Source organism: Aurantibacter crassamenti (genome assembly GCF_016811105.1).
In the GTDB taxonomy this organism is placed as follows: Bacteria; Bacteroidota; Bacteroidia; order Flavobacteriales; family Flavobacteriaceae; genus Aurantibacter_A; species Aurantibacter_A crassamenti.
The window spans coordinates 2,050,393-2,074,727 of the sequence record NZ_JAFBGM010000001.1 but is presented as its reverse complement, the minus strand read 5'-3'; the positions used below and the strand labels follow the sequence as shown (position 1 = coordinate 2,074,727).

Annotated in this window: 22 protein-coding genes; 6 read left to right on the top strand and 16 right to left on the bottom strand. The window is 34.3% G+C overall.

Going from position 1 to position 24,335, the window contains the following annotated elements; translation table 11 throughout:
- Positions 1–49 precede the first annotated feature (49 nt).
- Both JQC67_RS08460 and JQC67_RS08455 read left to right on the top strand, forming a co-directional pair.
- Positions 50–889: an alpha/beta fold hydrolase gene (locus tag JQC67_RS08460; protein WP_203252384.1), complete on the top strand. Its 840-nt coding sequence runs from the start codon at positions 50–52 to the stop codon at positions 887–889.
- A 32-nt stretch (positions 890–921) separates the two neighbouring features.
- Complete coding sequence (locus tag JQC67_RS08455) at positions 922–1,347, top strand: VOC family protein (protein ID WP_203252383.1); 426 nt, start codon at positions 922–924, stop codon at positions 1,345–1,347.
- Between the two features lie 20 nt (positions 1,348–1,367).
- On the opposite strand, the gene JQC67_RS08450 is transcribed toward JQC67_RS08455, so the two are convergent.
- From JQC67_RS08450 to JQC67_RS08425, 6 genes are all read right to left on the bottom strand, one after another.
- Positions 1,368–2,471, bottom strand: coding sequence for a Gfo/Idh/MocA family protein (locus JQC67_RS08450; protein WP_203252382.1), 1,104 nt, complete (start codon positions 2,469–2,471; stop codon positions 1,368–1,370).
- 77 nt (positions 2,472–2,548) lie between these two features.
- A complete protein-coding gene (locus JQC67_RS08445; RefSeq protein ID WP_238934532.1) occupies positions 2,549–3,403 on the bottom strand; it encodes an alpha/beta hydrolase in 855 nt (284 codons plus the stop codon).
- A gap of 81 nt (positions 3,404–3,484) precedes the next feature.
- Entirely contained in the window at positions 3,485–3,856 is a 372-nt protein-coding gene (locus JQC67_RS08440; RefSeq protein WP_203252381.1) for a VOC family protein, read from the bottom strand.
- Positions 3,857–3,990: 134 nt separating this feature from the next.
- Positions 3,991–5,463 (bottom strand): vanadium-dependent haloperoxidase, encoded by a 1,473-nt coding sequence (locus JQC67_RS08435; RefSeq protein ID WP_203252380.1) that lies wholly within the window; start codon positions 5,461–5,463, stop codon positions 3,991–3,993.
- A 108-nt stretch (positions 5,464–5,571) separates the two neighbouring features.
- Positions 5,572–6,129, bottom strand: coding sequence for a DUF4256 domain-containing protein (locus JQC67_RS08430; protein WP_203252379.1), 558 nt, complete (start codon positions 6,127–6,129; stop codon positions 5,572–5,574).
- A 303-nt stretch (positions 6,130–6,432) separates the two neighbouring features.
- Positions 6,433–7,161 carry an SDR family oxidoreductase gene (locus JQC67_RS08425; RefSeq protein ID WP_203252378.1) on the bottom strand — a complete coding sequence of 243 codons (729 nt, stop codon included), beginning with the start codon at positions 7,159–7,161 and terminating at the stop codon, positions 6,433–6,435.
- A 319-nt stretch (positions 7,162–7,480) separates the two neighbouring features.
- Between JQC67_RS08425 and JQC67_RS08420 the strand changes: the two genes are divergently transcribed.
- A complete protein-coding gene (locus tag JQC67_RS08420; protein ID WP_203252377.1) occupies positions 7,481–7,696 on the top strand; it encodes a hypothetical protein in 216 nt (71 codons plus the stop codon).
- Here JQC67_RS08420 and JQC67_RS08415 read toward each other — a convergent pair.
- The 4 genes from JQC67_RS08415 to JQC67_RS08400 form a co-directional block, all read right to left on the bottom strand.
- The gene (locus JQC67_RS08415) at positions 7,681–8,562 is read right to left on the bottom strand and encodes a bifunctional 5,10-methylenetetrahydrofolate dehydrogenase/5,10-methenyltetrahydrofolate cyclohydrolase (RefSeq protein WP_203252376.1); all 882 of its coding nucleotides are present in this window, start codon (positions 8,560–8,562) and stop codon (positions 7,681–7,683) included. The two genes, JQC67_RS08420 and JQC67_RS08415, sit on opposite strands and share 16 nt — an antisense overlap.
- Positions 8,563–8,680: 118 nt before the next feature.
- Entirely contained in the window at positions 8,681–10,018 is a 1,338-nt protein-coding gene (gene ffh, locus JQC67_RS08410; protein WP_203252375.1) for a signal recognition particle protein, read from the bottom strand.
- A gap of 136 nt (positions 10,019–10,154) precedes the next feature.
- The gene (locus JQC67_RS08405; protein ID WP_203252374.1) at positions 10,155–10,616 is read right to left on the bottom strand and encodes a hypothetical protein; all 462 of its coding nucleotides are present in this window, start codon (positions 10,614–10,616) and stop codon (positions 10,155–10,157) included.
- A 49-nt stretch (positions 10,617–10,665) separates the two neighbouring features.
- A complete protein-coding gene (locus JQC67_RS08400; RefSeq protein ID WP_203252373.1) occupies positions 10,666–12,423 on the bottom strand; it encodes a hypothetical protein in 1,758 nt (585 codons plus the stop codon).
- Positions 12,424–12,525: 102 nt separating this feature from the next.
- On the opposite strand from JQC67_RS08400, the gene JQC67_RS08395 reads away from it, so the two are divergent.
- From JQC67_RS08395 to JQC67_RS08385, 3 genes are all read left to right on the top strand, one after another.
- A complete protein-coding gene (locus tag JQC67_RS08395; protein ID WP_203252372.1) occupies positions 12,526–13,038 on the top strand; it encodes an RNA polymerase sigma factor in 513 nt (170 codons plus the stop codon).
- Positions 13,039–13,159: 121 nt separating this feature from the next.
- Entirely contained in the window at positions 13,160–14,071 is a 912-nt protein-coding gene (locus JQC67_RS08390) for a FecR family protein (protein WP_203252371.1), read from the top strand.
- A complete protein-coding gene (locus JQC67_RS08385; protein WP_203252370.1) occupies positions 14,052–16,586 on the top strand; it encodes a TonB-dependent receptor in 2,535 nt (844 codons plus the stop codon). Before JQC67_RS08390 ends, JQC67_RS08385 begins: the two co-directional genes overlap by 20 nt.
- On the opposite strand, the gene JQC67_RS08380 is transcribed toward JQC67_RS08385, so the two are convergent.
- From JQC67_RS08380 to JQC67_RS08355, 6 genes are all read right to left on the bottom strand, one after another.
- On the bottom strand, positions 16,570–17,394 hold the full coding sequence (locus JQC67_RS08380) for a zinc-dependent peptidase (RefSeq protein WP_203252369.1): 825 nt from the start codon (positions 17,392–17,394) through the stop codon (positions 16,570–16,572). The two genes, JQC67_RS08385 and JQC67_RS08380, sit on opposite strands and share 17 nt — an antisense overlap.
- Positions 17,395–17,452: 58 nt before the next feature.
- Positions 17,453–19,111, bottom strand: coding sequence for an FAD-dependent oxidoreductase (locus JQC67_RS08375; protein ID WP_203252368.1), 1,659 nt, complete (start codon positions 19,109–19,111; stop codon positions 17,453–17,455).
- A 112-nt stretch (positions 19,112–19,223) separates the two neighbouring features.
- Complete coding sequence (gene argS, locus JQC67_RS08370) at positions 19,224–21,011, bottom strand: arginine--tRNA ligase (protein WP_203252367.1); 1,788 nt, start codon at positions 21,009–21,011, stop codon at positions 19,224–19,226.
- Positions 21,012–21,098: 87 nt separating this feature from the next.
- Entirely contained in the window at positions 21,099–22,028 is a 930-nt protein-coding gene (gene ctlX / locus JQC67_RS08365; RefSeq protein WP_203252366.1) for a citrulline utilization hydrolase CtlX, read from the bottom strand.
- A 12-nt stretch (positions 22,029–22,040) separates the two neighbouring features.
- On the bottom strand, positions 22,041–22,952 hold the full coding sequence (locus tag JQC67_RS08360; protein ID WP_203252365.1) for a dimethylarginine dimethylaminohydrolase family protein: 912 nt from the start codon (positions 22,950–22,952) through the stop codon (positions 22,041–22,043).
- Positions 22,953–23,038: 86 nt separating this feature from the next.
- Complete coding sequence (locus JQC67_RS08355; protein WP_203252364.1) at positions 23,039–24,325, bottom strand: citrate synthase; 1,287 nt, start codon at positions 24,323–24,325, stop codon at positions 23,039–23,041.
- Between the last annotated feature and the right edge of the window lie 10 nt (positions 24,326–24,335).

Sequence of the window (24,335 nt, the reverse complement as noted above, 5' to 3'; positions counted from 1 at the left end):
TTTGGTTTCATTAAAAGAGTAAGTTACTAAAAGTAACCATATTATAAAAATGAAAAAAACACTCAATCGAATTCTTCCAAAAGCCTACGGCTATTACTTTAATTTTCTAGCTCTTATTTCAAGTGAAACAGCTGCAAAAAAAGCTTTTAAATTATTCTGTACACCAAGAAAGGGTAGAGTTTTAGCGCATCAAAAAAACTTTTTAGATTCTGCAAAATCAGAAATAATTGAAGCAGATAGTGTACAATTTCAAACTTACCATTGGGAAGGTAAAAAAGAAACAGTTCTTTTACTACATGGCTGGGAAAGCAACAGCTTTCGTTGGAGAAATCTAATTTCTATTTTACAGAAAGAAGATTTCAATATTATTGCTGTAGATGCACCTGCGCATGGTTATTCTACTAGCAAGACTTTCACTGCAGTTTTATATGCAACTGGTATAACACCCATAGTTGAAAAATACAAACCCAAACATATTCTAGCGCACTCAATTGGTGGAATGAGTGCACTTTATTATCATTCTCAAGCAGATGAGAACGGTATCGAAAAAATAGTGACATTAGGCAGTCCCTCAGAATTTTCGCCTTTCATAAAAGGCTATCAAGACTTTCTTGGGCTGAATTCAAGAGTAATGAAAGCAATGGATAAACATTTTTTCAACCTATTTGGTTTTCATATGAACGAATTTTCTACGGCAAAATTCGCTAATAACTTTAAAATAAAAGGACTACTAATTCACGATATTCAAGACAAAGTAACTGCCGTAAGTGGTTCTGAAAAAGTTCATGAAAGTTGGAAAAACAGTACATTAATAAAAACTACAGGACTAGGGCATTCATTACATCAAGATGAAGTTAGCGATAAAATAATCGCCTTTTTAAAGTCATAAGAAAAAGGTAATTTTATTTCAAAATATTTCAGATGAAAGAAGTTACCCCATTTCATATCGCTATACCAGTATATAATTTAGCTGAATGTAGAGAATTTTATCGTGATGTACTCAATTGCGAGGAAGGCAGAAGTAGTGACCACTGGGTAGATTTTAATCTATTTGGGCACCAATTGGTCATTCACTATAAGCCCAAATTAAAAAACGAAGTAACACATAGAAACCCGGTTGATGGACATAATGTACCCGTACCACATTACGGCGTAGTTTTACCTTGGGATACTTTTCAAAAATTTGCAAAAGAGCTTAAGTCAAAAGGCATAAAATTCGTTATTGAACCCTACATACGTTTTGAGGGTCAAGTTGGCGAGCAGGCTACAATGTTTTTCTTAGACCCCGCTGGAAACGCACTAGAATTCAAAGCTTTTAAGGATATTGAACAATTGTTTGCCAAATAACTTAAGTTGCAAATAGCCTGTTAGTGTTTTAAGGATATTGTTTTACCCGTCTTGGCACTTTCTCTTGCAGCTTCTAATATTTCCATTGCTACAATATTATTTTTTAAGGAATATAAGTTGTCTTGTGGTAAAGTAATTTCTTTACGTACAACAGCAGCCAAAACCGAAAATGGATCCGCATAAGGCGCTGGACGCTCTTCTAATACTTCATGCTGTTCTTTATCTTTTTTATTAATTCTGTACCGCAAGTTGTGGCGATCTTCACTTATGATATAACCTGTTTTACCATAGACCTCCATATCTTTTCTACCCATTGGCCAGTTCCATGAGGCCTGAATGATGCCTTGCATTTTAGGATACGTTACAACAATAGTTGCTTCATCATCAACTTTAGGATAAATATCAGGCTTAATGGTTTGAGTGATTGCAGTTACACTTAGAGGGCGTTCGTTATTCATCAACCATGTTATTAAATTAGCACCGTAACAACCAAAATCCATAAGTGCTCCACCACCGTTCAATACTGGATCGGTAAGCCATTCTAAAAACTCTTTATTAACTCCAATTTCTTTGGGGCCTTCATGACCATCATGAACCACAATTTTTCGTAACTCACCTATTTCTCCTTTCTTAACCATATCATAAGCTTTATGATTGGTAGGATACCATGTTGTTTCATAATTTGTGAGTAAATGAATATTGTGCTTTTCTGCTAAGGCTTTCATTTTTTGCGCATGTTCTAAGCTGACGGCTAATGGTTTTTCTACCATAACATGAATTCCTAGCGGAGCAAAAAACTCTACTACAGGTAAATGCTCATATATAGACCCAAAAGCTGTTACCGCTTCTGGCTTTTTTGCGGCAACTAATTCTTCCATAGTAGTATAAACCATATCCATAGAAAAACCATGATTGGTTGCAAATCGATTTGATAATTCTTTATTTGGCTCAACAATACCTACAATCTCAATATCATTCAAATGGGGTCTACTCCACAGCCAATTTACATGCGAATGTGACAAACCAATAACACCAATTTTCAAAGGCTCTTTTTCTTGCCCAACCATAGGATTACTATAACAAAATGAAAAAATAAAAAGAAAAGTAAACAAGGTATTTTTCATTCGGATAATTGTTTTAAGTTGATTAAACGAGATATAAATTTGAATACAACTTCTATACATCGTTATAAAAGTCACCTTTAATTCTGATGAAATGTTTGGGAAACAAAATCTAAAACTTTAGGAAGTGACGCTCGCCAATATGACCAGCTGTGCCCTCCATCACGAACACGGTACTCATGTGGAATTTTCTTTTTAGCCATTGCAATATGCACCAAACTATTTCCTTCAAAAAGAAAATCATCATCACCACAATCGATATACCATTTTACAGATTTAATGTCTTCAACAGGCACGCTATTTATTAAATTGAGCGCATTATTTCTTTCAAAATAAGCTTTCATATCAGCGTTTGAGAGCTTCTCTTTTCTGCGCTCAAATTGAGATTTCAAATCTTCTAATGTAAGAGCACCAACATAAGCACTTAAAGGACACGCAGATGAAAATAATTCGGGATGATGAAGCGCATACATGAATGAGCCCCCGCCGCCCATTGACAACCCAGCCACTGCTCTATATCTTTTTTCACCCTTAATTCGATACTTTTTTTCTACATGAGGCATAAACTCTTTGAAGAAAAAATCTTCATACAACCAATCACCTTGATTAAAATACCCCATTTTTCCGGTGTCGGCATCAGGCATAATAATAATCATTGAAGTAGCAGTTCCATTTTTGATCGCCTCATCTGTAATTCTTAAAACTTCACCAAACTGAACCCAACCTGTATGGTTATCTGTGGCGCCATGCAATAAATAAAGTACTGGATAGCTTCGCTCTGAAGTTTCATAATCTGGCGGAAGATATACAGCATAATTTCGCTCCATATCTAATATTTTACTAGACATTGATAGGTTATCAAACACCTTTCCGGTTTGAGCAAATACTGTGAATGAAATACAAAGAAGAATTAAACTAACACAATTTCTAATCATGATGTACACTATTTATTTTAGTTGATTAAACAAGATAAGAAAAAGGATACGTTTAAATTTATTCACATCATTTTTTAAAATTTAAACATGTTGATCTATCAATATGGCATTGCCATCTGGATCCATCACTATAAAATTTGCAGGCCCTTTAGAACTCTCATCAGCCTCAGTCGCTAACTTCACACCGTGATTCTTTATATCTTTTTGAATATCACGAATGTCATCAAAAGATGCTAAAGTATTTGCATTCTGGTCCCAACCTGGGTTAAAAGTCAAAATATTATTCTCAAACATTCCTTGAAAAAGTCCAATTAAAGAATCTTCATTTTTCATTATTAAATAATTCTTTTCCACATCTCCTGCAAAAACTCCAAAACCTAACTTCTCATAAAAATCTTTTGAAATGCTTAAATCTTTTACAGCAAGGCTAATTGAAAATGCTCCTAGTTTCATATTCAGTTTTTTTAATGTTCAACACTTAAATTTAACCAAATAATTTATAATTATTTATATGTGAGGTGCTATGAACATTGTCATGATGATGATTTCTAACTACATCGTTTTACGCTAATATTGATGACAATATTTTATTCTTCGCCAATTTGCACTTTATAAAATTTCCAAGCTTCATGAGCCACCTCTCTACCTAATTGCAAACCTGCTACATTATCTGCCTGAATATGATAACCTCCTAATACCCTAGAAATTCCTGCCATTTCTGCCGTTTTAGTAAATGTGGGAAACTTTAAAGTAATAGTATCACCTAACACATCTGGTTCTGTCATTGCACCCGCTACTAAGATGGCTTCTGAGCCAAACTTTTCACTGCCAGTCCATAACTTTAATGCTTCAGCGCACCCTCCACTAATGGTACTATGTCCGGATGTATAACTTGGAAAAGGTGGACAAAGAAATATGGCCGGAGAATAAGGTCTCCATTGTGAACCATCCATTTCAATCATTCCAACGCCTTCACCACCCCAACCTTTAATTTTTTTACCAGCAAAATATTCGTGGATTAAGGCAAATGGTCTTGCGAAGTCATAGTACATTTTTGAATCCCATGAAGCTATAAACGCATCCATTGCAACCACTTGATTGTAAAAATACATTTTCACATCTTGATCAAGTGAATGATTATCTCTTCGAGAAACATCTTGAGCAAATTTTAACCAATGACCTGCTTGTTGAACTGATTGTGGCCCATCACGCATAAATTCTACTAAAGCTTTCTGATAATCTGTTAAATTGGCTTGCATTTCAACAACTTCTTTTACCTCTTCTTCTAGTTGCTTTGAACCGATTAAAGGTGGCGGACCTGGGCGAAATTGATCACCTGATTTTAAGGCTATTGGTTTCACCTTATCCCAAAATGGCGTTAAACAACCAGGAGCAAATTTACCCCCCATACCATCTGAAAAATATTTTGGTTGCCATCGATTTAAATCAACATTTTCATCTACAGAATTTACCGGCTCATAGCCCACATAGTTAAAATATGGTTCACCATTAGACCCCTCTTCTTCGGCGTACTGATTTGCGCCATCACCCCTTCTAGCTTCAATGATAGCTTTAGCTGCCAAGTTTCCAATACCTTCAGGTGTATTTGGGTCTAGCGATTCGTTCATAGGATCTAAACCCAATTCTTTCATAAAACTTGCGAACAGCTCTTTGTCTGAATAATAATATTCACTCATTGTTCTAAAAGCTGCATAACTAATAGCAATTTCTTTATTTGCCAACGTGTGTTCATCAATTGGTCTACGATTTGTATTGTTTAGATACACAGGTATTGCTTTCTCATCATACCTTGACCATGCATCAAAAATTGAGACAAAAATTAAACCTAGATAACGTGAAGTAATTGTAGGTCTGGGCTTAAACTTTTCGGTATCATTAGCAGTCGCAGTTAAGGCCATTTCACCCCATTTATATGCAACGTTCTCAATACCTAATGGTTCTATAATTTTTATGGTGCTTTTTTGCACCGACTTGTTTTGGCCTTGCTTGCAGCCAACAAATAACAATACTGTTAAAAAAAATAATACTGTTTTTTTCATGGTAATCAACTTGATTGGTTTGGTTTGGTTTGGTTTGGTTTGGTTTAAAAAATATATCCTACTTTTTGAAAGAATAACAAAAATACGAAATTGACAATGTATGTTTTATTAGAGTTTTAACGAAGCTCGGAACCCTCTGGCTGCATAATAAGACTCAGCACCATTATGATACACAAATACAGTATCGAATCTAAAATCGCCAAAAATTGCGCCACCTAGATTTCTTATTTTATCTGGTGTTTTTAACCAACTTGATGTTTTAGTATCAAAGTTTTCAATCATTTGCAACCCTCGATATTCAGCTTCAGTAGTGATAGTTACACCCATGGCCTTTGCCATATCTACGACATTATTTTTTGGTTTGAATTTTTTTCTAGATTCTAATGCTGCTTTATCATAGCACAAACTCCGACGCCCGGCTGGACTCTCTTTTGAACAATCATAAAAAAACAAATCTTCAAGCGAATTTTCTAGTATTACAATATCTGGTTCGCCTCCTGTTTTTTCCATCTCATTTAGAGACCACAAAGATTCTGTATTTGCTTCTAACTTTTTAAGTACAGAAGTCCAATTTAATCCTTCATGGCGATGCATATTTTGCGCAAATCTTACTTTTAATTTGGAAAGAATTTCTTGCGTTTGTTCTGAAGTTAGTTTTTTATTCATGAGCACCATTTAACGCGGCCATCTAATCAAGAGTTGATAGCTATTATCGAAAATAAATAATAATGAGGCTAAAAAATATTGCATCCAATTCTAAAAAAACTGAAGACTGGGTTTTCAATTATAGAATATCATAAAAAAAGGTAACTATAAATAGTTACCCGCCTTAGTCAAATGTTCATAATAATTTAAAGAGCTAATGCCCCTGCTACTGCAACAGTATAATCGTTCTCAACAGAACTACCACTTACCCAATTATTGCAAGCATTTATACTTTTCAATTCACAAAAAACGCAACGAATATTTTTAAGCAAAACCGCCATTTGCACCAATAATTTGTCCGGTAATCCAATGTGAATCATCACTAACTAAAAACAATATAATTTTTGCAATATCTTCTGGCTCTCCAATTCTATTAAAGGCAGACATTGATGCTAATCTATTTATTACTTCTTCACTTTTACCTTGCTTAAAAAGCTCGGTATTTACAGGACCTGGCGCAATACAATTCACGCTTATTTTTCTTGAACCTACTTCTTTTGCAAAAACTCTTGTTAATTGATCTACCGCAGCTTTGGTTGCAGAATAAGTTCCATATGAAGGCAACATTACACGAGTAGTAGTACTTGAAAAATTAATGATTTTACCACCCTCACTTAAAAGCGTAGCCGCCTCGCGCATTGTATTGAAAACTCCTTTTACATTAATATCAAATATTCTACTGAAATCTTCGTCTGTTGTGTCTTTAACAAGCTTGTAAATCGCAATTCCGGCGTTATTAATTAAAACATCAATTCGGCCAAATACAGAAATAGCTTCTGAAAATAATCGTTTCACGTCTGTAGGTTTACTTACATCAGCTTGTATTGCAATTGCCTTACCACCATTTTTTAAAATTGCACTCACAACCCCTTCTGCTGCTTCGGTATTGCCTGCATAATTTACAATAACTTTTGCCCCATTACTTGCTAATGTAATAGCAAGCTGAGCTCCAATACCTCTTGAAGAACCTGTTATCAATATTACTTTACTCATTATTGTTTTGAAGAAAATTTGTTTACAAACTTAAAGACTGTTTTGATATTTAGCTAATACTGCATGAATATAAATACAATCCACTTATAGAAACCCTACTTTGAAAATAATACTACTTGCTTCTTCTTGCCTGGCTTCAAATACGCTAATTCTAATTTTTTTTTAAACTCAACTTTATGTGATTGAATAGGCCTATTTCCTTGCACATAATACCATTCAGCTAATTTTTCAATTACACGATACTATTTACATAAGAAAAACACCTTAATTCCGTTATTAATTAACATGTAATATTCTCAACTTACTAAACCTCAACATTATGAAAAAGATTTTAGTAGTCAGTTTAATTTTTGCTTCAACATTAATTATGAGTAGTTGTGATTATGATGACAGTGAAGATATAGATGTACTTACGCCAAATGATAATCCTGAGAGCATAATTGAAAATCCAACTCTAAAAATAGACAAAACCCGCAAATATGCGGGTTTTATTATTTTTCAATTAAACTATTTCATATTCTATTTATTGCGGTGACGCTCTCTTGCTAATAACGTATTTTTCAACAACATTGCAATTGTCATTGGCCCTACCCCACCTGGTACTGGAGTAATATACGATGCCTTCTTACTTACATTTTCAAAGTCAACATCACCAGTAATATAATAACCGCGTTCTCTTGTTTCGTCAGGAACTCTAGTAATACCCACATCTATAATAACAACATCATCTTTTACCATTTCTGCCTTTAGAAATCCTGGCACACCTAATGCTGAAATAATAATATCAGCCTGTGTTGTAATTTGACTGATGTTTTTTGTGCGACTATGGGTTAAAGTAACTGTAGAATTTCCTGGGAAGCTTTTTCGACCCATTAAAATACTCATCGGCCTACCAACTATATGACTACGACCAATTACTACAGTATGTTTTCCTTGGGTTTCTACATTATAACGTTCTAGCAATTCTAAAATACCAAATGGCGTAGCAGGTATAAATGTACTCATATCTAAAGCCATTTTACCGAAGTTCATTGGGTGAAAACCGTCAACATCTTTATCAGGGTCTACCGCCATTAAAACGCGCTGCGTATCTATTTGAGGAGGCAATGGAAGCTGTACAATAAATCCATCAATATTAGGATCAGCATTTAGCTCATGAATCTTTTTTAATAATTCTTGCTCAGATGTAGTATTTGGCAAACGTACCATTGTTGATTCAAAACCTACACGCTCACATGACCGTACTTTACTACCAACATAGGTTAAACTTGCACCATCATTACCCACTATTACTGCTGCTAGGTGAGGCACCTTTTCGCCTCGCTCTTTCATTTGAGCTACTTCAGCTGCAATCTCTTCTTTTATTTGATTCGATATTTTTTTACCGTCTAAGATTTCCATACAAACTTTATTGGTGCTAAAAATTGATATGGATTTAAAAAACACACCAATCTAAATAATTTATCTTTTCTTGCTTTTATAAAGCAACTCTTTTTCTTTTAAAACTAAATAAATAAAATTAGCGCATTCCGTTCATGCCGCCCATCATCTGCATCATCTTTTTACCACCGCCACCTTGCATCATTTTCATCATTTTACTCATCTGATCAAACTGCTTCAACAATTGATTGACGTCTTGCACCTCACGACCACTACCTTTTGCAATTCGCTTTTTACGACTTACATCTAATTTTGATGGATTTGCACGCTCATCTGGGGTCATTGAATGAATTATTGCTTCTATATGCTTGAATGCATCATCATCAATATCTAATCCTTTTAAAGCTTTACCAGCACCAGGAATCATACCCATTAAGTCTTTTAGATTCCCCATTTTCTTGATCTGTTGAATCTGGCTTAAGAAATCATCAAAACCGAATTTATTTTTGGCAATTTTCTTCTGAATCTTTCGCGCTTCCTCTTCATCAAACTGGTCTTGTGCTCGTTCAACAAGTGAAATAACATCACCCATACCAAGAATACGATCAGCCATACGATCGGGATGAAAGACATCTATAGCCTCCATCTTCTCGCCGGTACCAATAAATTTAATTGGCTTATCAACTACTGACTTAATTGAAATTGCCGCACCACCACGAGTATCACCATCCAACTTTGTTAAAATAACACCGTCAAAATTCAAGATATCATTAAAAGCTTTTGCCGTATTTACAGCATCTTGCCCAGTCATTGAGTCAACAACAAACAGCGTTTCTTGTGGCTCTATTGCTTTATGAATGTCTGAAATTTCAGCCATCATCATTTCATCAACTGCTAATCGACCTGCGGTATCAACAATTACAACATTGAACCCTTCAGCCTTTGCTTTAGCAATACCAGCTTTAGCAATTGCTACTGGATCACTATTATCGCGATCTGAATATACCTCAACACTAATTTGCTCACCTACAACATGTAATTGATCAATAGCAGCAGGCCTGTACACATCACAAGCCACCAATAAAGGTTTCTTAGATTTCTTCGTTTTAAGATAATTGGCCAATTTACCAGAAAAAGTGGTTTTACCAGAACCTTGAAGACCAGACATTAAAATAATCGAAGGATTACCTGAAAGATTAATTCCTTCTGTCTCTCCACCCATCAATTCAGTCAATTCGTCTTTAACGATTTTGACCATTAATTGACCTGGTTGCAATGTAGTTAGTACATCTTGACCTAATGCTTTCTCTTTTACCCTATTGGTAAATTCTTTTGCAATTTTAAAATTGACATCGGCATCAAGTAAGGCTCTACGAACCTCTTTTGTTGTTTCTGCTACATTTATCTCGGTAATCTGCCCATGCCCTTTGAGTACATGTAAGGCTTTATCGAGTTTTTCGCTTAAATTATCAAACATTGTCTTGTTACATTTTGAAGAAAGACAAATTTAACAATAACTCAGAGAAACTTAGGTAAATATCAACTAAAAAAGCACGTGTATCATACACGTGCTTTTCATTAGTGTGGGGCAATAAGTAGGGTTCCGGTTTTATTTACTTTTCGAATGTGAGTAAAATTACTTCCGCATCTTCACTATTCGTATGTTCCAATTCTATCTTAGTATCCGTATATTTTTTCACCTGCCAATCTTCACTCAATTTTTCTAACAATTCTGAAGATGAAAAATGTATTTTAAAATTGACTTCATCAGTTTCATCATCGGTACTAACGGTTTTAATCTGCCAAGCACCAGAAAGTGAACTATTACCATCTGTAGCGCCTAATGTTCCACCCTCATTAAAATTAAAAGTGTACGCCTCAAAATCACTTGTTTGATCATTCACTGAATCAAAATAGTATGAAAGCTTCCAATCACCAGCCATTACAACTGCTTTAATATCTATAATGTCAGCTGATGTGACTTTTTCTTCTTTTATGTCTTCATTCTTTTCACAAGAATTTGACACAAGTAATAGCGCTATAATAGCAACTAGGTTAAGTTTTATTTTACTCATTTGTGCGTTATTTGGGTTAAACGAAAAATGGTTTTACTAAAGGTCTATTTTACTGCTGAAGTTCTAATATGCTTATTGTTCCATCTTTATTATATGTTTTTAATTCAAGGTAATTAGAAGAATAATTTACGATCTCCCAGGCAGCAGTTAGTTCTGTGTATGTACTTTCTTTACCAAAATTCAAGTAAATCATTAATTGGTGTTCAGAATTTCGTAATACTCGCCAAATACCCGAATTAGCTACCGATGTTTGACCTATAGAAATTGATAATTGATTACTCTCTAAAAAATCAATTAAATCACCTTCAAAACGAGCAGTTAACTCTTGTTGATTGTTGGTATAACTGTACACATGCCAATACTCATTTAACATAGCATCTCTAACTTCCAACACGTTATCGTCATCAATATTTTCTTCACAAACGCGTTGCAATATAAGTTCATAATCTACTTGTTCAGTTTCAAAATGTAATCGAGCTTCATCAATATTTTTTATGGGCCACTGATAACTTACACTTGGCTCATCAGCAATCACAATGACCAAACTCATTTTATCATAAGTATCTATGATAACTTTCCATGTTCCCTCAGAATTACTAATTCCGTTGTTTAATGCTACCGTTCCATCCGCGTTAAAGCGAAACTTATATCCAAATAACTTATTGTTTATTTGATTTTCAGCAGTTACTCTATTGATAACCCACTCGCATTGCAAAAGCACTTCCCTCAATGGATTTGAAACAGGTACTTCTAAATCACAATCCGTTACTAGTATCACCTTACTGTGATCTTCTGTAAAGAATTTAATCTTGCCCTGCTTAATCTCATATACAGACCATACCTTGTTGAAATCATGAAAATCATCAAAGTGAATTGATACTTGTAAATTATAGTCTACAACGCTTGAATTCCATTCGCCTTCTACAACATTACCAGCTTTATCTGTAGCTTTTATCGTACCATTAATATAAAACACAAGAGTATATTCTTTATACTGTGCTATTTGATTTTCAGCATTCTTCTCAAATTCATGAATTGTCCAAGGGCATTTGACCAAAAGCTCATCTAGGCTTTCTTTAGTAAAATCATCATCATTATGATCATTGTCATCGTCTTCATCACAACTATCTATAGCACTCGTAATAGTTGCAGTTAATTCTTCAAGTGTATTTACAACTTCTATTGTGCCGTCATACATTACAAATGAAATTGGAAATTCTATACTCAGCCTATCATTGTCACCCATACCAGCCAAAAACCGACTAAGTTCAAAATCACTCTGAAGCATATAGCTCTGAAGTGTTTGTACGTTAGTTTCAAATTTATAAAAGGTAACTGGGTAAACTATATCAAGGCATTCAATGTTATCATCAGCTCCACCTTCTACACATTGTTTGGTGGCAGTTTGTAAATCTTCGTTGTTATTTATCGTTACTTCAACATAATCACTCATGGTGATTGTCACCGGAAACATAATTTCAAGATAATCTTCATCAGTGTCAACAGCGTCAAAACTCTCTTCAATTTGCTGAAGATTCTCTTGAGAGTCTATTGTAAATTCAATTCCGTTTATTGCAACACGATATGGAAAATTAATATCAAAACAACTGGATTTGTCAATGATATTATCCCACGATCCATCATTTGATACGGTACGGGCTATAAGGTTTGTGGTCGAAGAACTTACGGACATAGAATTTTGTTCTTCCGCTGGTGGCTCTATATGATTTTCTTTTTGACAAGAGGCAAATGCAAGCACAAGGACTAATATGCCGAAGTACAAAACACTTTTAAAAATCTCTCTCATAGCCATTTAGAATATGTGGATTCCCTCTTAAAACAATACGGATTGAAAATACCCTACCCGTATTTCGAATATTTTAAAATATCTTTGGTAAAAACCAAACTATTGAAAACCGAATCAAATACCAATATATGTAATGAATCTGTATTTAATTCAGTATTCAAAAGTAATTCTAAAACGGTTTTTAACTTTATATATTATAAATTCGGAAACGAAGAAAAGGCTAACGATGCCGTACAAGAGGCTTTTGTAAAGTTATGGGAAAACTGTGCAAAAGTTACGCCCGAAAAAGCTAAATCATTTTTATATACGGTTGCTAACAACTTATACCTTAATGTTCTTAAAGCTGAAAAGGTACGATTGAAATATGCTGACAAGTCTTTAAAATCAACCAATGAGTCTCCTGAATTTATTATGGAGGGCAATGAATTCAAAGAAAAACTTGAAAATGCATTAAATGCCTTACCTGAAAATCAACGCACAACTTTTCTTTTAAACAGAATTGATGGTAAAAAATATGCCGAAATAGCTGAAATGGAAGGTGTTAGCGTCAAGGCTATAGAAAAACGCATTCACTTAGCACTCAAATCATTACGAGAAAAAATAGATGGTATTTAGCTTTTATATGCTGTTAAACAATGTTTTTGCGCTACTAGTAGTTCATAGTAACGAGAAGCTATTAAGAAAAAAGTAGGGTTTTTACTGAATTAGGTGTTATTAAATTATAAAGCTTGAAATAATGCAAGAAAATCACTTAGCAAAATGGCTTAACAATGAGCTTTCTGAAGAAGAGTTAATAGTTTTCAGGCAATCTGAAGAATATAAGTCTTATCAGAAAATTGTTGCTGCCACTGATAACTTAAAATCACCCGATTTTAACGTGGACAAAGCTTTGCTTGACTTTCAGAGTAGAACAAAGGCTACTGAGCCAAAAGTTATCGCCATGCGTCCTTATAAGAAATTCTTTAAGGTAGCAGCTGCCATTGCTCTACTTTTGGCTGCTTCTTATTTTTATGTAAATACTCTTGGCCAGAATATAACAACCCAATTTGCAGAGAATAAAGAGATAACATTACCTGATAATTCAGAAATAGTATTAAATGCCGATTCTAATATTTCATATGATGAAAAGAATTGGAATCAAAAAAGAAACATCAACCTTGATGGTGAAGCCTTTTTTAAAGTAGCGAAAGGCGAAAAATTTACTGTAGCTACCGATAACGGCTCGGTTACCGTTTTAGGAACACAATTTAATGTTGAAAATAGAGCAGGATATTTTGAAGTATCTTGTTATGAAGGCTTGGTAAGTGTAATTTATGACGGCAAAGAAACAAAGTTACCTGCCGGAAATTCATTTTTAGCCATAAATGGTAAAATCACTAATCTTGATGCTATTAAAAATGGTCATCCTTCGTGGATAGATAAAGAAAGTACATTCAAGAGTATTCCGTTGAAATATGTGCTAGATGAATTTGAAAGACAACATAATATCACCGTAAAAACTCAAGACATTAATTTAGATCAGTTATTTACAGGCACCTTTAGCAATACCGATATAAATCTAGCGTTACAAAGCATAAGCGTTCCTTCGCAATTAAAGATTAAATTAGAAGGGACAAAAGTGCTCTTCTATGCCGAAAACATGCCGTAATTATAGTATCGGAAGACTACTTGCGCTATTGGCATTATTATTCGTACAATTTGCCATTGGGCAAGAAGTAGCAGCATCAAAAGTTTACCTCACCACGTATTTACAGAAGTTAGAGAATCAATTTAATATTAAGTTCTCGTATGCAGACGCGAATATTCAGTCAGTAGAAATTATTGAGCCAACTGAAATAAACCTTGGGCCTATACTCAAGAGCCTGCAGAATCAAACACAAATATCTATTCAAAAACTCAATGAACGCTACTATGCATTACGCAGAAGTAGTCTAATAGACATCTGTGCTACTGTACTTGACAACTTTGAACAAAACACAGTGATGGGCGCCACCGTAGAGGTTTTAGAAAATAACCAAACAACTGTTACAGATTTAGAAGGTAATTTTGCATTTACCAATATTCCTAGAACTGCAGTACTTCAAATTAAACATATTGGCTTTAAAACACTATTCGTTACTGCTGAAGAATTAATGAATCAACAAGAGTGCACCAAATTACTACTCGCTGTAACGTACCAGCAACTTGAAGAGGTAGTTGTATACAAATTTCTTACTACGGGTATAAAAAGGCAATTTGATGCTAGTATCAATATAAATCCTGTAAAATTCGGAATTCTTCCAGGTCAAATAGAACCCGATGTACTTCAAACTATTCAAGCATTACCTGGTATTAAAAGTATAGACGAAACAGTTTCTGATATCAATATACGTGGAGGAACTAATGATCAAAATCTTATTTTGTGGAATGGCATAAAAATGTATCAATCGGGTCACTTCTTCGGGTTAATTTCTGCTTTCAATCCTTATTTAACTGACAAAGTTAACGTTATAAAAAATGGATCCAGTGCAGCTTATGGTGGTGGTGTTAGCGGTATTATTGATATGCATACAATTAACAGAATTGAAGAACAATTCACGGGTGGTGCTGGTATAAATCTTATTAATGCCGATGTTTTTGGACAGCTTCCTATATCAGACAAATTAGCCATTCAATTTTCAGCCCGTAGATCATTAACCGATTTTTTTGACACCGGCACTTATGGTCGTTTTCGTGATCGAGTTTTTCAAGATAGTGATGCTATTGAAAGTGATGAGAACTTTTATTTCTATGATTTTACTGCTAAAGTTATTTATGATATAAATGAAAATCAAAAATTAAGATTTAGTCTTATAAACACAAATAATAGGCTTGATTATTCTGAAACGAATAATATGAATACGACTAACACAAATAGCGTTTTAGACCAATACAATCTATCATTTGGCGCAAATCTTGAAAGCAAATGGACGGATAAATTCACGACCAACTTAAATATTTATCAATCGCAATATAAATTAAATGCTAGAAATACCGCCATAAACAATGGCATGCAACAGCTTTTACAAAACAATAAAGTTCTCGAAAACACTCTAAAACTAGAATCAAAATACAAGCTTAAGTCAAACGTATTATGGAGTAATGGGTATGAGTTTAATGAAACTGGAATTCTTAATGAGACCTTTGTAAATCAGCCACTCTTTGAAAGTTCAATACTAGATGTGCTTGAAAAACATGCCCTATTCAGTGAAGTTACCTTTAGCTCTAAAGACAAAAAATGTTTTACAAATGTTGGGGCTCGAATAAATTATTTCAACAATATTGACACTTTCTCCGAAACAATAATTGAACCTAGATTAAATATGAATTATTCTTTTGCTAATAATTTTAAAATTGAGGTTCAAGGTGAATTTAAAAGTCAAGCAATAAATCAGGTAATTGATTTAGAACAAAATTTTTTCGGAATTGAAAAAAGACGATGGATACTTTCTGATGGCACTACCCTACCTGTAACAAAAAGCAAACAGGGATCAATTGGTTTGAATTATGACGAAGAGAATCTTTATGTAGGTCTTGAAGCTTTTTACAAACAAGTTGACGGAATTAGTACTTCTACACAAGGTTTTCAAAATCAAAATCAATTCAATGGTCAACTTGGTAAATATGATATAAAAGGAGCTGAATTTCTTATAAATAAAAGAGCCCAAGATTATAGTGCATGGTTAAGTTATACGTATAACATTAATGATTATACTTTTGATGGTGTGGTACCACCTAAATTTCCGAACAACCTAGATGTACGGCACAATTTAACTTTAGCTGGATCTTATACGCTACACAATTTAAAAATGAGTTTAGGTATTAACTATAGAAGCGGCAAACCCTTTACACAACCAGATGCTGACAACCCAATTGATAGCACGTTTTTTCCGGCAAGTATAAATTATCAACCAGCCAACAGTAATAGGCTTCCAACGTATTTCAGGGCTGATGCTTCTGCTATTTATAATTTTAAATCGAACAGAAATTTTAAATCATCTCTTGGCATTTCGGTCATAAATTTCACGAATCGTTTAAATGTATTAGACTCATATTATAGAATTGATGACGCTGGTGAAATTGAAACCATTAAAAGCACCTCACTTGGCTTAACGCCAAATCTTAACTTCAGAATATCCTTTTAGGAGGAATTACAATTGGTGCTTGCTGAAAATCAAAATTCAACATGCGTTGAATAACTTCATAAAGTTCTGGAAAATCATTCAAGAATACCTTAGGGGTTTCAACATAGCTTTCTACTGCAACCGAAAAAAACTCTTGTAGATTGGTTAAACCATAGGCTCTAAAATACTCAGAGGCTGCTATCTTTTTCTGAAAATCTTCTTGCGCAAATAGTTCTTTAATTTTTTTCAATCCTACTCTGAACCTTCGAGCTTCCCAAGTATTCTTTTTTACCATCTCAAAACATAAGGCATGGGCAAATTCATGCATTGCTAAATTGATATTATCATCTGGAATACTAAATCCTTTTAGAATGGTATCCGCAGAAAAAATAACCGATTTAAAGCCCGGATTATATTCACCTAAATGATGCCTTTTGTTTATTCTAGAATAATATTTTGAAGGATAAATAATGACTCGCAATACAGATTGTGTCATTCGATAATTTTTCAATCCAAGCATCATAAAAACAGCCGAAGCACTTAATAATAACCGCAGCTCATCTTGTTTTGCAACATCGCCATAAAACACAAATTTCTTTCTACTTCTAAACCAAATAATACGTTGATCACATTTTTCTTTGATTTTTTGAGGGAGTTTATGATAAATAGGAAAGGCGTTACCGAGAAAATTTTTCTCTGTAATAGTCAGTTTTTTTAATCGGATAAAAGGGTTTATATGATATAGACCCAACGCATAATATATGATATAGCAGAGATAGCCAAAAATATAAATACAGAAAAGGACACCAATATATTTAGGAATCACCATGCAACCTAAACTACTTAAATGAATTAAAATTGCTTACATAATTCATATGCTGTACAAATTACTTATGCAAAATCTGTCCTTTTTTCTCTAATGTAGTTTTTAGTTTTTGATAGTCTATTTCTTGAACTGGTAAATTATTATCAATTGCCAAAACTGCGGCCGCTGCGGCTGACTGTCCTAATATCATAAATACGGGTTCCATACGCATTGACCCAAAAGCAATATGACTAGATGAAACACATACAGGAACTAATAAATTTTCACATTCCTCTTTTTTAGGCACAAGCGAACCATACGAAATTTCATAAGGACCACTTGTATTCACACCAATATCACCTTCGTTCTGCACAAAACCATCTTCTTTTATATAACGTTGAACATTATGAGAATCCATAGTATAAGAGCCCATACCTACTGAATTTGGTGTCGGACGCTTTTTCAATAATTCATTTTCTGTCATTACATGTTTACCAATCATTCTGCGGGCTTCTCTAACATAAATTTGATGTGGCCAATTACCATTATCTGTAAACTCATCTTTTGCAAGACCCCATTTTTGCATTTCAGATTGAATATCATTTGGAATTCTTGGGTCATTTGCAACAAACCAATAAAAGCCTTTTTGATAGTCTTCATGCTCCTGAATGATTTCTTTTCTTCGTTCATATGAGGCTTCCGGATAATCATAGTTCATTCCAATATTATCACTGCTCAGCGGACCATGATTATTGGTATCTGTTTTGTAATTCGGAATGCCATCAAATTTCTCAAAGAAATCTTTTCGCCCGGTTGCTAATGACCTCGCCAATAATTCATATTGTAAAGGATCATAATTTTCGGGCTTCGGAAACGGCAGCCTGTTTGCATCATGGTTGGTCATACACGTTCTAAAACAATAGGCTTGAATTTTATTATCTCCACTATGCTTAGCACCTGGAGCTTCTGCAGAAACTCTTGGCAGAACACCACTTGAAGGATCGCCTGGAACTACATAAGGTGAGATATCAGATAAAAACCAATGTTTATGATGTAATACTCCTGTTTGAACACCATTCCATTCTTCACCATAAACATCACGCCCTTCTCTACCAACATGATAACTTACACCAGCCGTAGCCATTAAATCACCTTCATAAGTGGCATCTAAAAACATTTTTCCGGAATATGTTTTGCCGCTCAAAGTTGTAATTGAAATGATTTTTCCATTTTTGATTACTACACCATTTTCGCGATTTAACCATTCATCTCGGTCAACTTGAATTTTAAATTCTTTGATATAATCTTCGAAAATATTCTCGGCAACATGTGGTTCAAATATCCACATGGTTCGGCTTTCACCATCCATTGCTCTTGTTCCTTGACCCTTATTGCCATAAGCCTCTTTTGCTTGCCAATTCCATGCTTCTTTTTCATCGTAATGCATAAAAACACGATGGTAAAAGTCTCTTGACAAGCCACCAATCACACTTTTATCACCAGTATCTGTCCATCCCAAGCCTCCAGAAGTTAGGCCACCCAAATGTTTATCTGGAGAAACTACAATTACAGACTTCCCTGATTGCTTTGCCTCTACTGCCGCTATTACAGCAGCAGAAGTACCACCATAAATAATTATATCTGCGGATGATTCAGTTTGCGTGTTTTGACTTTGTAATGAATTTGGAAGTGCTAATAAAATTGTCAGCACTAGTATGCGTATGGGTGTAGTTATTTTCATAGTTCGAATATAATAAATATAAGAACCGGCAATGTAATTATCAGCAAATGAATTTGCTGAGACTTTGTGATGCTAAATGAGGCTAAATTAAAAAGTACAACGCACTACACACCTACATTCTTTCAGGCACTTCAATACCCAATAGTTTAAATGCTGATTCAATGACTTCACTTACCTTTTTTGATAGTTGTATGCGTAAGACTTTTTTCTGCTCATCAGTTTCACCTAAAATAGAAACCTGCTGGTAAAATGAATTAAATTCTTTTACTAAATCGTAGGTATAATTTGCAATTAAAGCAGGACTAAAATTCTCTGCAGCTAACTGAATAGTATCTGGGAATATTTGAATCTGCTTTATCAATTCTTTCTCTTTAGGATGTAATTCTAAGGCATGGTCTAATGCCATTGAAAGATTAACATTGGTTGTACTAGCTTTTCTTAAAATCGATTGAATTCTAGCATAGGTATATTGAATAAATGGCCCTGTATTGCCTTGAAAATCTACAGACTCTTCCGGATTAAAAAGAATTCGTTTTTTAGGATCAACTTTTAAAATGTAGTATTTCAAAGCACCAAGACCTATCATTTTATAAAGCCCATGTTTTTCACTATCAGAATAGTCTTCTAGTTTACCTAGTTCCTCCGAAATTTTAGCCGCAGTCGCTGTCATTTCTTCCATTAAATCATCAGCATCAACTACAGTACCTTCTCTACTCTTCATCTTTCCACTAGGTAAATCCACCATTCCGTAGCTCAAATGATGTAAATTTTTAGACCATGAAAACCCTAGTTTTTTCAGTATTAAAAACAAAACTTTAAAATGATAGTCTTGTTCATTGCCCACGGTATAAACCATACCCTTAACATCAGGGTAATCCTTTACTCGCTGAATTGCAGTACCAATATCTTGGGTCATATAAACTGCGGTACCATCAGAACGTAATACAATTTTTTCATCAAGGCCTTCATCGGTAAGGTCTATCCAAACACTACCATCATCTTTTTTAAAGAAAACTTCATTTTTAAGCCCTTCAGCAACAAAATCTTTTCCTAATAAATAGGTATTACTTTCATAATACAAGTTATCAAAATCAACCCCTAAATCTTTATAGGTTTGTTCAAAACCATCGTAAACCCAGGAGTTCATCGTTTTCCATAGTGTCACTATTTCTTCGTCACCGGCTTCCCACTTAAGTAGCATTTGTTGCGCTTCCAATAACAATGGTGCTTCTTTTTCCGCTACTTCTTTATCAACGCCACTTTCTACGAGTTTAGCAATTTCTGCTTTGTAGGCTTTATCAAAAGCTACATAATAATTTCCTACTAACTTGTCACCTTTTAAACCGGTATTCTCTGGTGTTTCACCTTTTCCAAACTTCTGCCAAGCCAGCATACTTTTACAAATATGAATGCCTCGGTCATTTATAATTTGTGTTTTATATACTTTTTTACCCGCTGCTTTAAGAATTTCTGAAACTGAATATCCTAAGAGGTTGTTTCTAATATGCCCTAAATGCAAAGGTTTGTTAGTATTGGGCGAAGAATATTCTACCATCACAGCACCTGGATCGCTATCAGCGACAAATCCGAAATCAGTTTGATCTTTAATTGTATGAAAGAAATTAAGATAAAAGGATTCACTTATAACCAAATTCAAAAAGCCTTTGATAACATTAAAACTGGTTACCTCAGCAAGTTCATTTACAAGGTATTCGCCTATTTGATTTCCAATTTGAACAGGATTTCCTTTCAATACCCGTAACATCGGAAAAACTACTACAGTTATATCTCCTTCAAAATCTTTACGTGTAGGCTGAAATTCTACTGAAGGTAATTCAGTATTAAAAATGGAAAAAACAGCTTCTTTGACTTTGGATTCTAAAACGGCTTGAATGCTCATTAACTATAGATTTATCGGCTGCAAAACTAATCATTTTTACCCTTTTATCACCAATATTATGGGCAATAGCTACTGTTTGATGAATAATTAATTTTTAGGTAAAAAGACCTCAGCCATCATACAACGTGCACTGCCACCGCCACAAGTTTCAATTGTATCTAAAGAGCTATGCAGTATTTTACTATGTTTTTCTATTGATTTAATTTGGGCTGCATCTAAACTTTCGTAGGCAGCTGAACTCATTACCATAAAACGATGACCATTTTCACCAAGTACTTGCAGCATATTCCCGGCAAAATGGTGCATCTGTTCTTCAGTAATACTAATTATTTCTTTTCCATCTCTTTTAAAGTGTTCGATTACATTTTTTCGTTCTTGTTTATCGTCGATGGACTCCGAACAAATAACAGCAAAAGTTTCACCCATTGCCATCATCACATTAGTATGGTAGATAGGCAAACGTTTTCCGCTTACGGTCTGGTTAGCAGTAAATACTACAGGAAAACAATCAAAATCTTCACAGAATTCAATAAACAATTCTTCATTTGCACGTTCAGATAATGCACAATATGCTTTTTGATTTACTCTATCTAATAATATACTACCAGTACCCTCTAAGTATACTTCTACCTCTTCAGCAGAGGTGTAATCAATAACATCGTTTATTACAAAACCCTTTTCTTCTAGAATATTAAAAATATCTTCACGGCGTTCTTTTCTTCTATTTTCAGCAAACATAGGATACACTGCTACTATACCATTATCATGAAATGAAATCCAATTATTGGGGAAAATTGAATCGGGCGTATCTGGTTCAAGATTATCATCAACTACTATAACATTAACACCATTGTTACACAACACTTTAACAAAAGCATCAAATTCAATTTGTGCCTTTGCATTGATTTCTGCATTTTTCAGGTCTAAATCTTCTTGAAAATAATTATTCACTGCCGTTTGTTCGTTCATACGAAAACTGACAGGCCGAATCATTAATATTGAATTTGTTATTTGCATTTCTTTATAAATTTATTCTCTTACCAAAGGCAAAGTACTACAGCGTAACAAACCTTCTTGCTTTGAAATTTCTGCATAAGGAATTTCTTCAACGGTAAAGCCTTGTGCTCGTAGCCAGGTGTTTAATCTGGTGAAATTTTGTTCAGAAACCACTACTTCTGGTGAAATTGAAAATACATTGCTAAACATTTGATACATTTCATCTGCGTCAATTTCAAAGATATTTTCTTTTCCAAAAAAATCAACCAACCATTGATATTCTTCTTCAACTAGAAATCCGTTCTTATGTAAAATGGCTTTTCCTTTTCCTAAAGGTTGAAAACAACAATCTAAATGCAGTGCATTTTCTCGGGCATTTATAGATTTTCGCAGTTCAAAAGATTTTATTTTTTTATCAGGAAATATATCAGCTATAAAATCAACAGCTGCTTTGTTGGTGCGCGCGGTAATCCAATCTGAATAATCTGCAGCAGTATACGTACCTATAAATATAAAGTCATTCCATGGCATTACATCGCCTCCTTCTACGTGAACCTCTTCTGGTGGTCGAATTATATCTTCTGATGGAATTTTATCTAACACATGTAGAATTGCTTCTATTTCTTCTTCTCGGTCTGGAAGGATATTTGCTAATATTAATTTTTGTCCAATTACAAAAGCGATATCACGCGAGAAAATCTGATTGCAATTTTCTAAAGTATCCGGTCTATAAACCATAACTCCGTATTTCTTGAAAACTTTATCAAATGCATCCATTTCAAGAATCATATCAGCTTCTTTTGGATAGGTCCCGGCTAATATATGTTCTAGAGACTTTGGGTCATACGCTTCTTTTGCAGTTGGAGTTGGACCACAACTTTTAGCCGTACCTAAGAGTACTGTCTTTAACCTAGAAATTTCATCATTAATATTCAAATGCAACATACAATTGCTTTTTTCAATAGTACTACTAAATAAAAAAGCCCTCTTTTTTCAAAAGGGCTCTTATTGTTTTATTTAAAGGTAGCAATCTACCGTTGGTCAAGATTAACAAACGGACGAAGATTTTCACCAATATAAACTTGTCTAGGTCTACCTATTGGTTCATTTCTAAGACGCATTTCTCTCCATTGTGCTATCCAACCTGGTAAACGACCTAATGCAAACATTACTGTAAACATTTCAGTTGGTATGCCCAGTGCTCTATAAATTACTCCAGAATAGAAATCTACATTTGGATACAATTTTCTCTGTACAAAATATGGATCTTCTAAAGCTTCTTTTTCAAGACCTTTAGCTACTTCTAAAATTGGATCTTCTATACCTAAATCTGCTAATATTTCATCGGCAGCTTTTTTAATAATTTTTGCTCGCGGATCAAAGTTTTTATAAACTCTATGACCAAAGCCCATTAATCGGAAAGGATCAGATTTATCTTTTGCCTTAGCCATATATTTCTTAGTGTCACCACCATCAGCTACAATTGCCTCTAACATTTCTAGAACTGCCTGATTAGCACCACCATGTAATGGCCCCCAAAGTGCAGATATACCTGCAGAAAGTGAAGCAAAAAGTCCGGCATGAGATGAACCAACTATTCTAACAGTTGAAGTAGAACAATTTTGCTCATGATCAGCATGCAATATCAATAATTGATCAAGTGCGTTGATAATAACATCATTTTTCACATATTCTTTGCTAGGCTTTTTGAACATCATTTTATGAATGTTCTCAACATAACCTAAACTATCATCGCCATAATCTAACGGAAGTCCTTTTTTCTTCCGCATAGTCCATGCTACAAGTACTGGAAATTTGGCCAAAATACGAACAATTGCACCATACATCTCATCTTTAGATGTTACGTTTACCGAAACTGGATTAAATGCAATCAAGGCACTTGTTAAAGAAGATAATACGCCCATTGGGTGTGCAGACTTTGGAAAAGCATCCAAAATCTTTTTCATTTCTTCATCAACATTTGATTCATTTTTAATGTCAATATGAAATGCTTCTAGCTGCTCTTTATTTGGCAACTCTCCAAAAATCAATAAATAACATACCTCTAAAAAATCTGCTTTCTCAGCTAATTCTTCAATTGAATAACCACGATACCTTAAAATACCCTTTTCTCCGTCTAAGAAAGTAATTTCACTTTCACAACTTCCTGTATTTTTATACCCAGGATCAATAGTAATCATCCCCCCTGTAGCACCCCTTAAGGTCTTAATATCTATAGCAAGTTCATCTTCAGTTCCCTTTATTACAGGAAACTCGTATTTATCGCCGTTGTATTCTAATGTAGCTTTATCTGACATTCTTTTGATT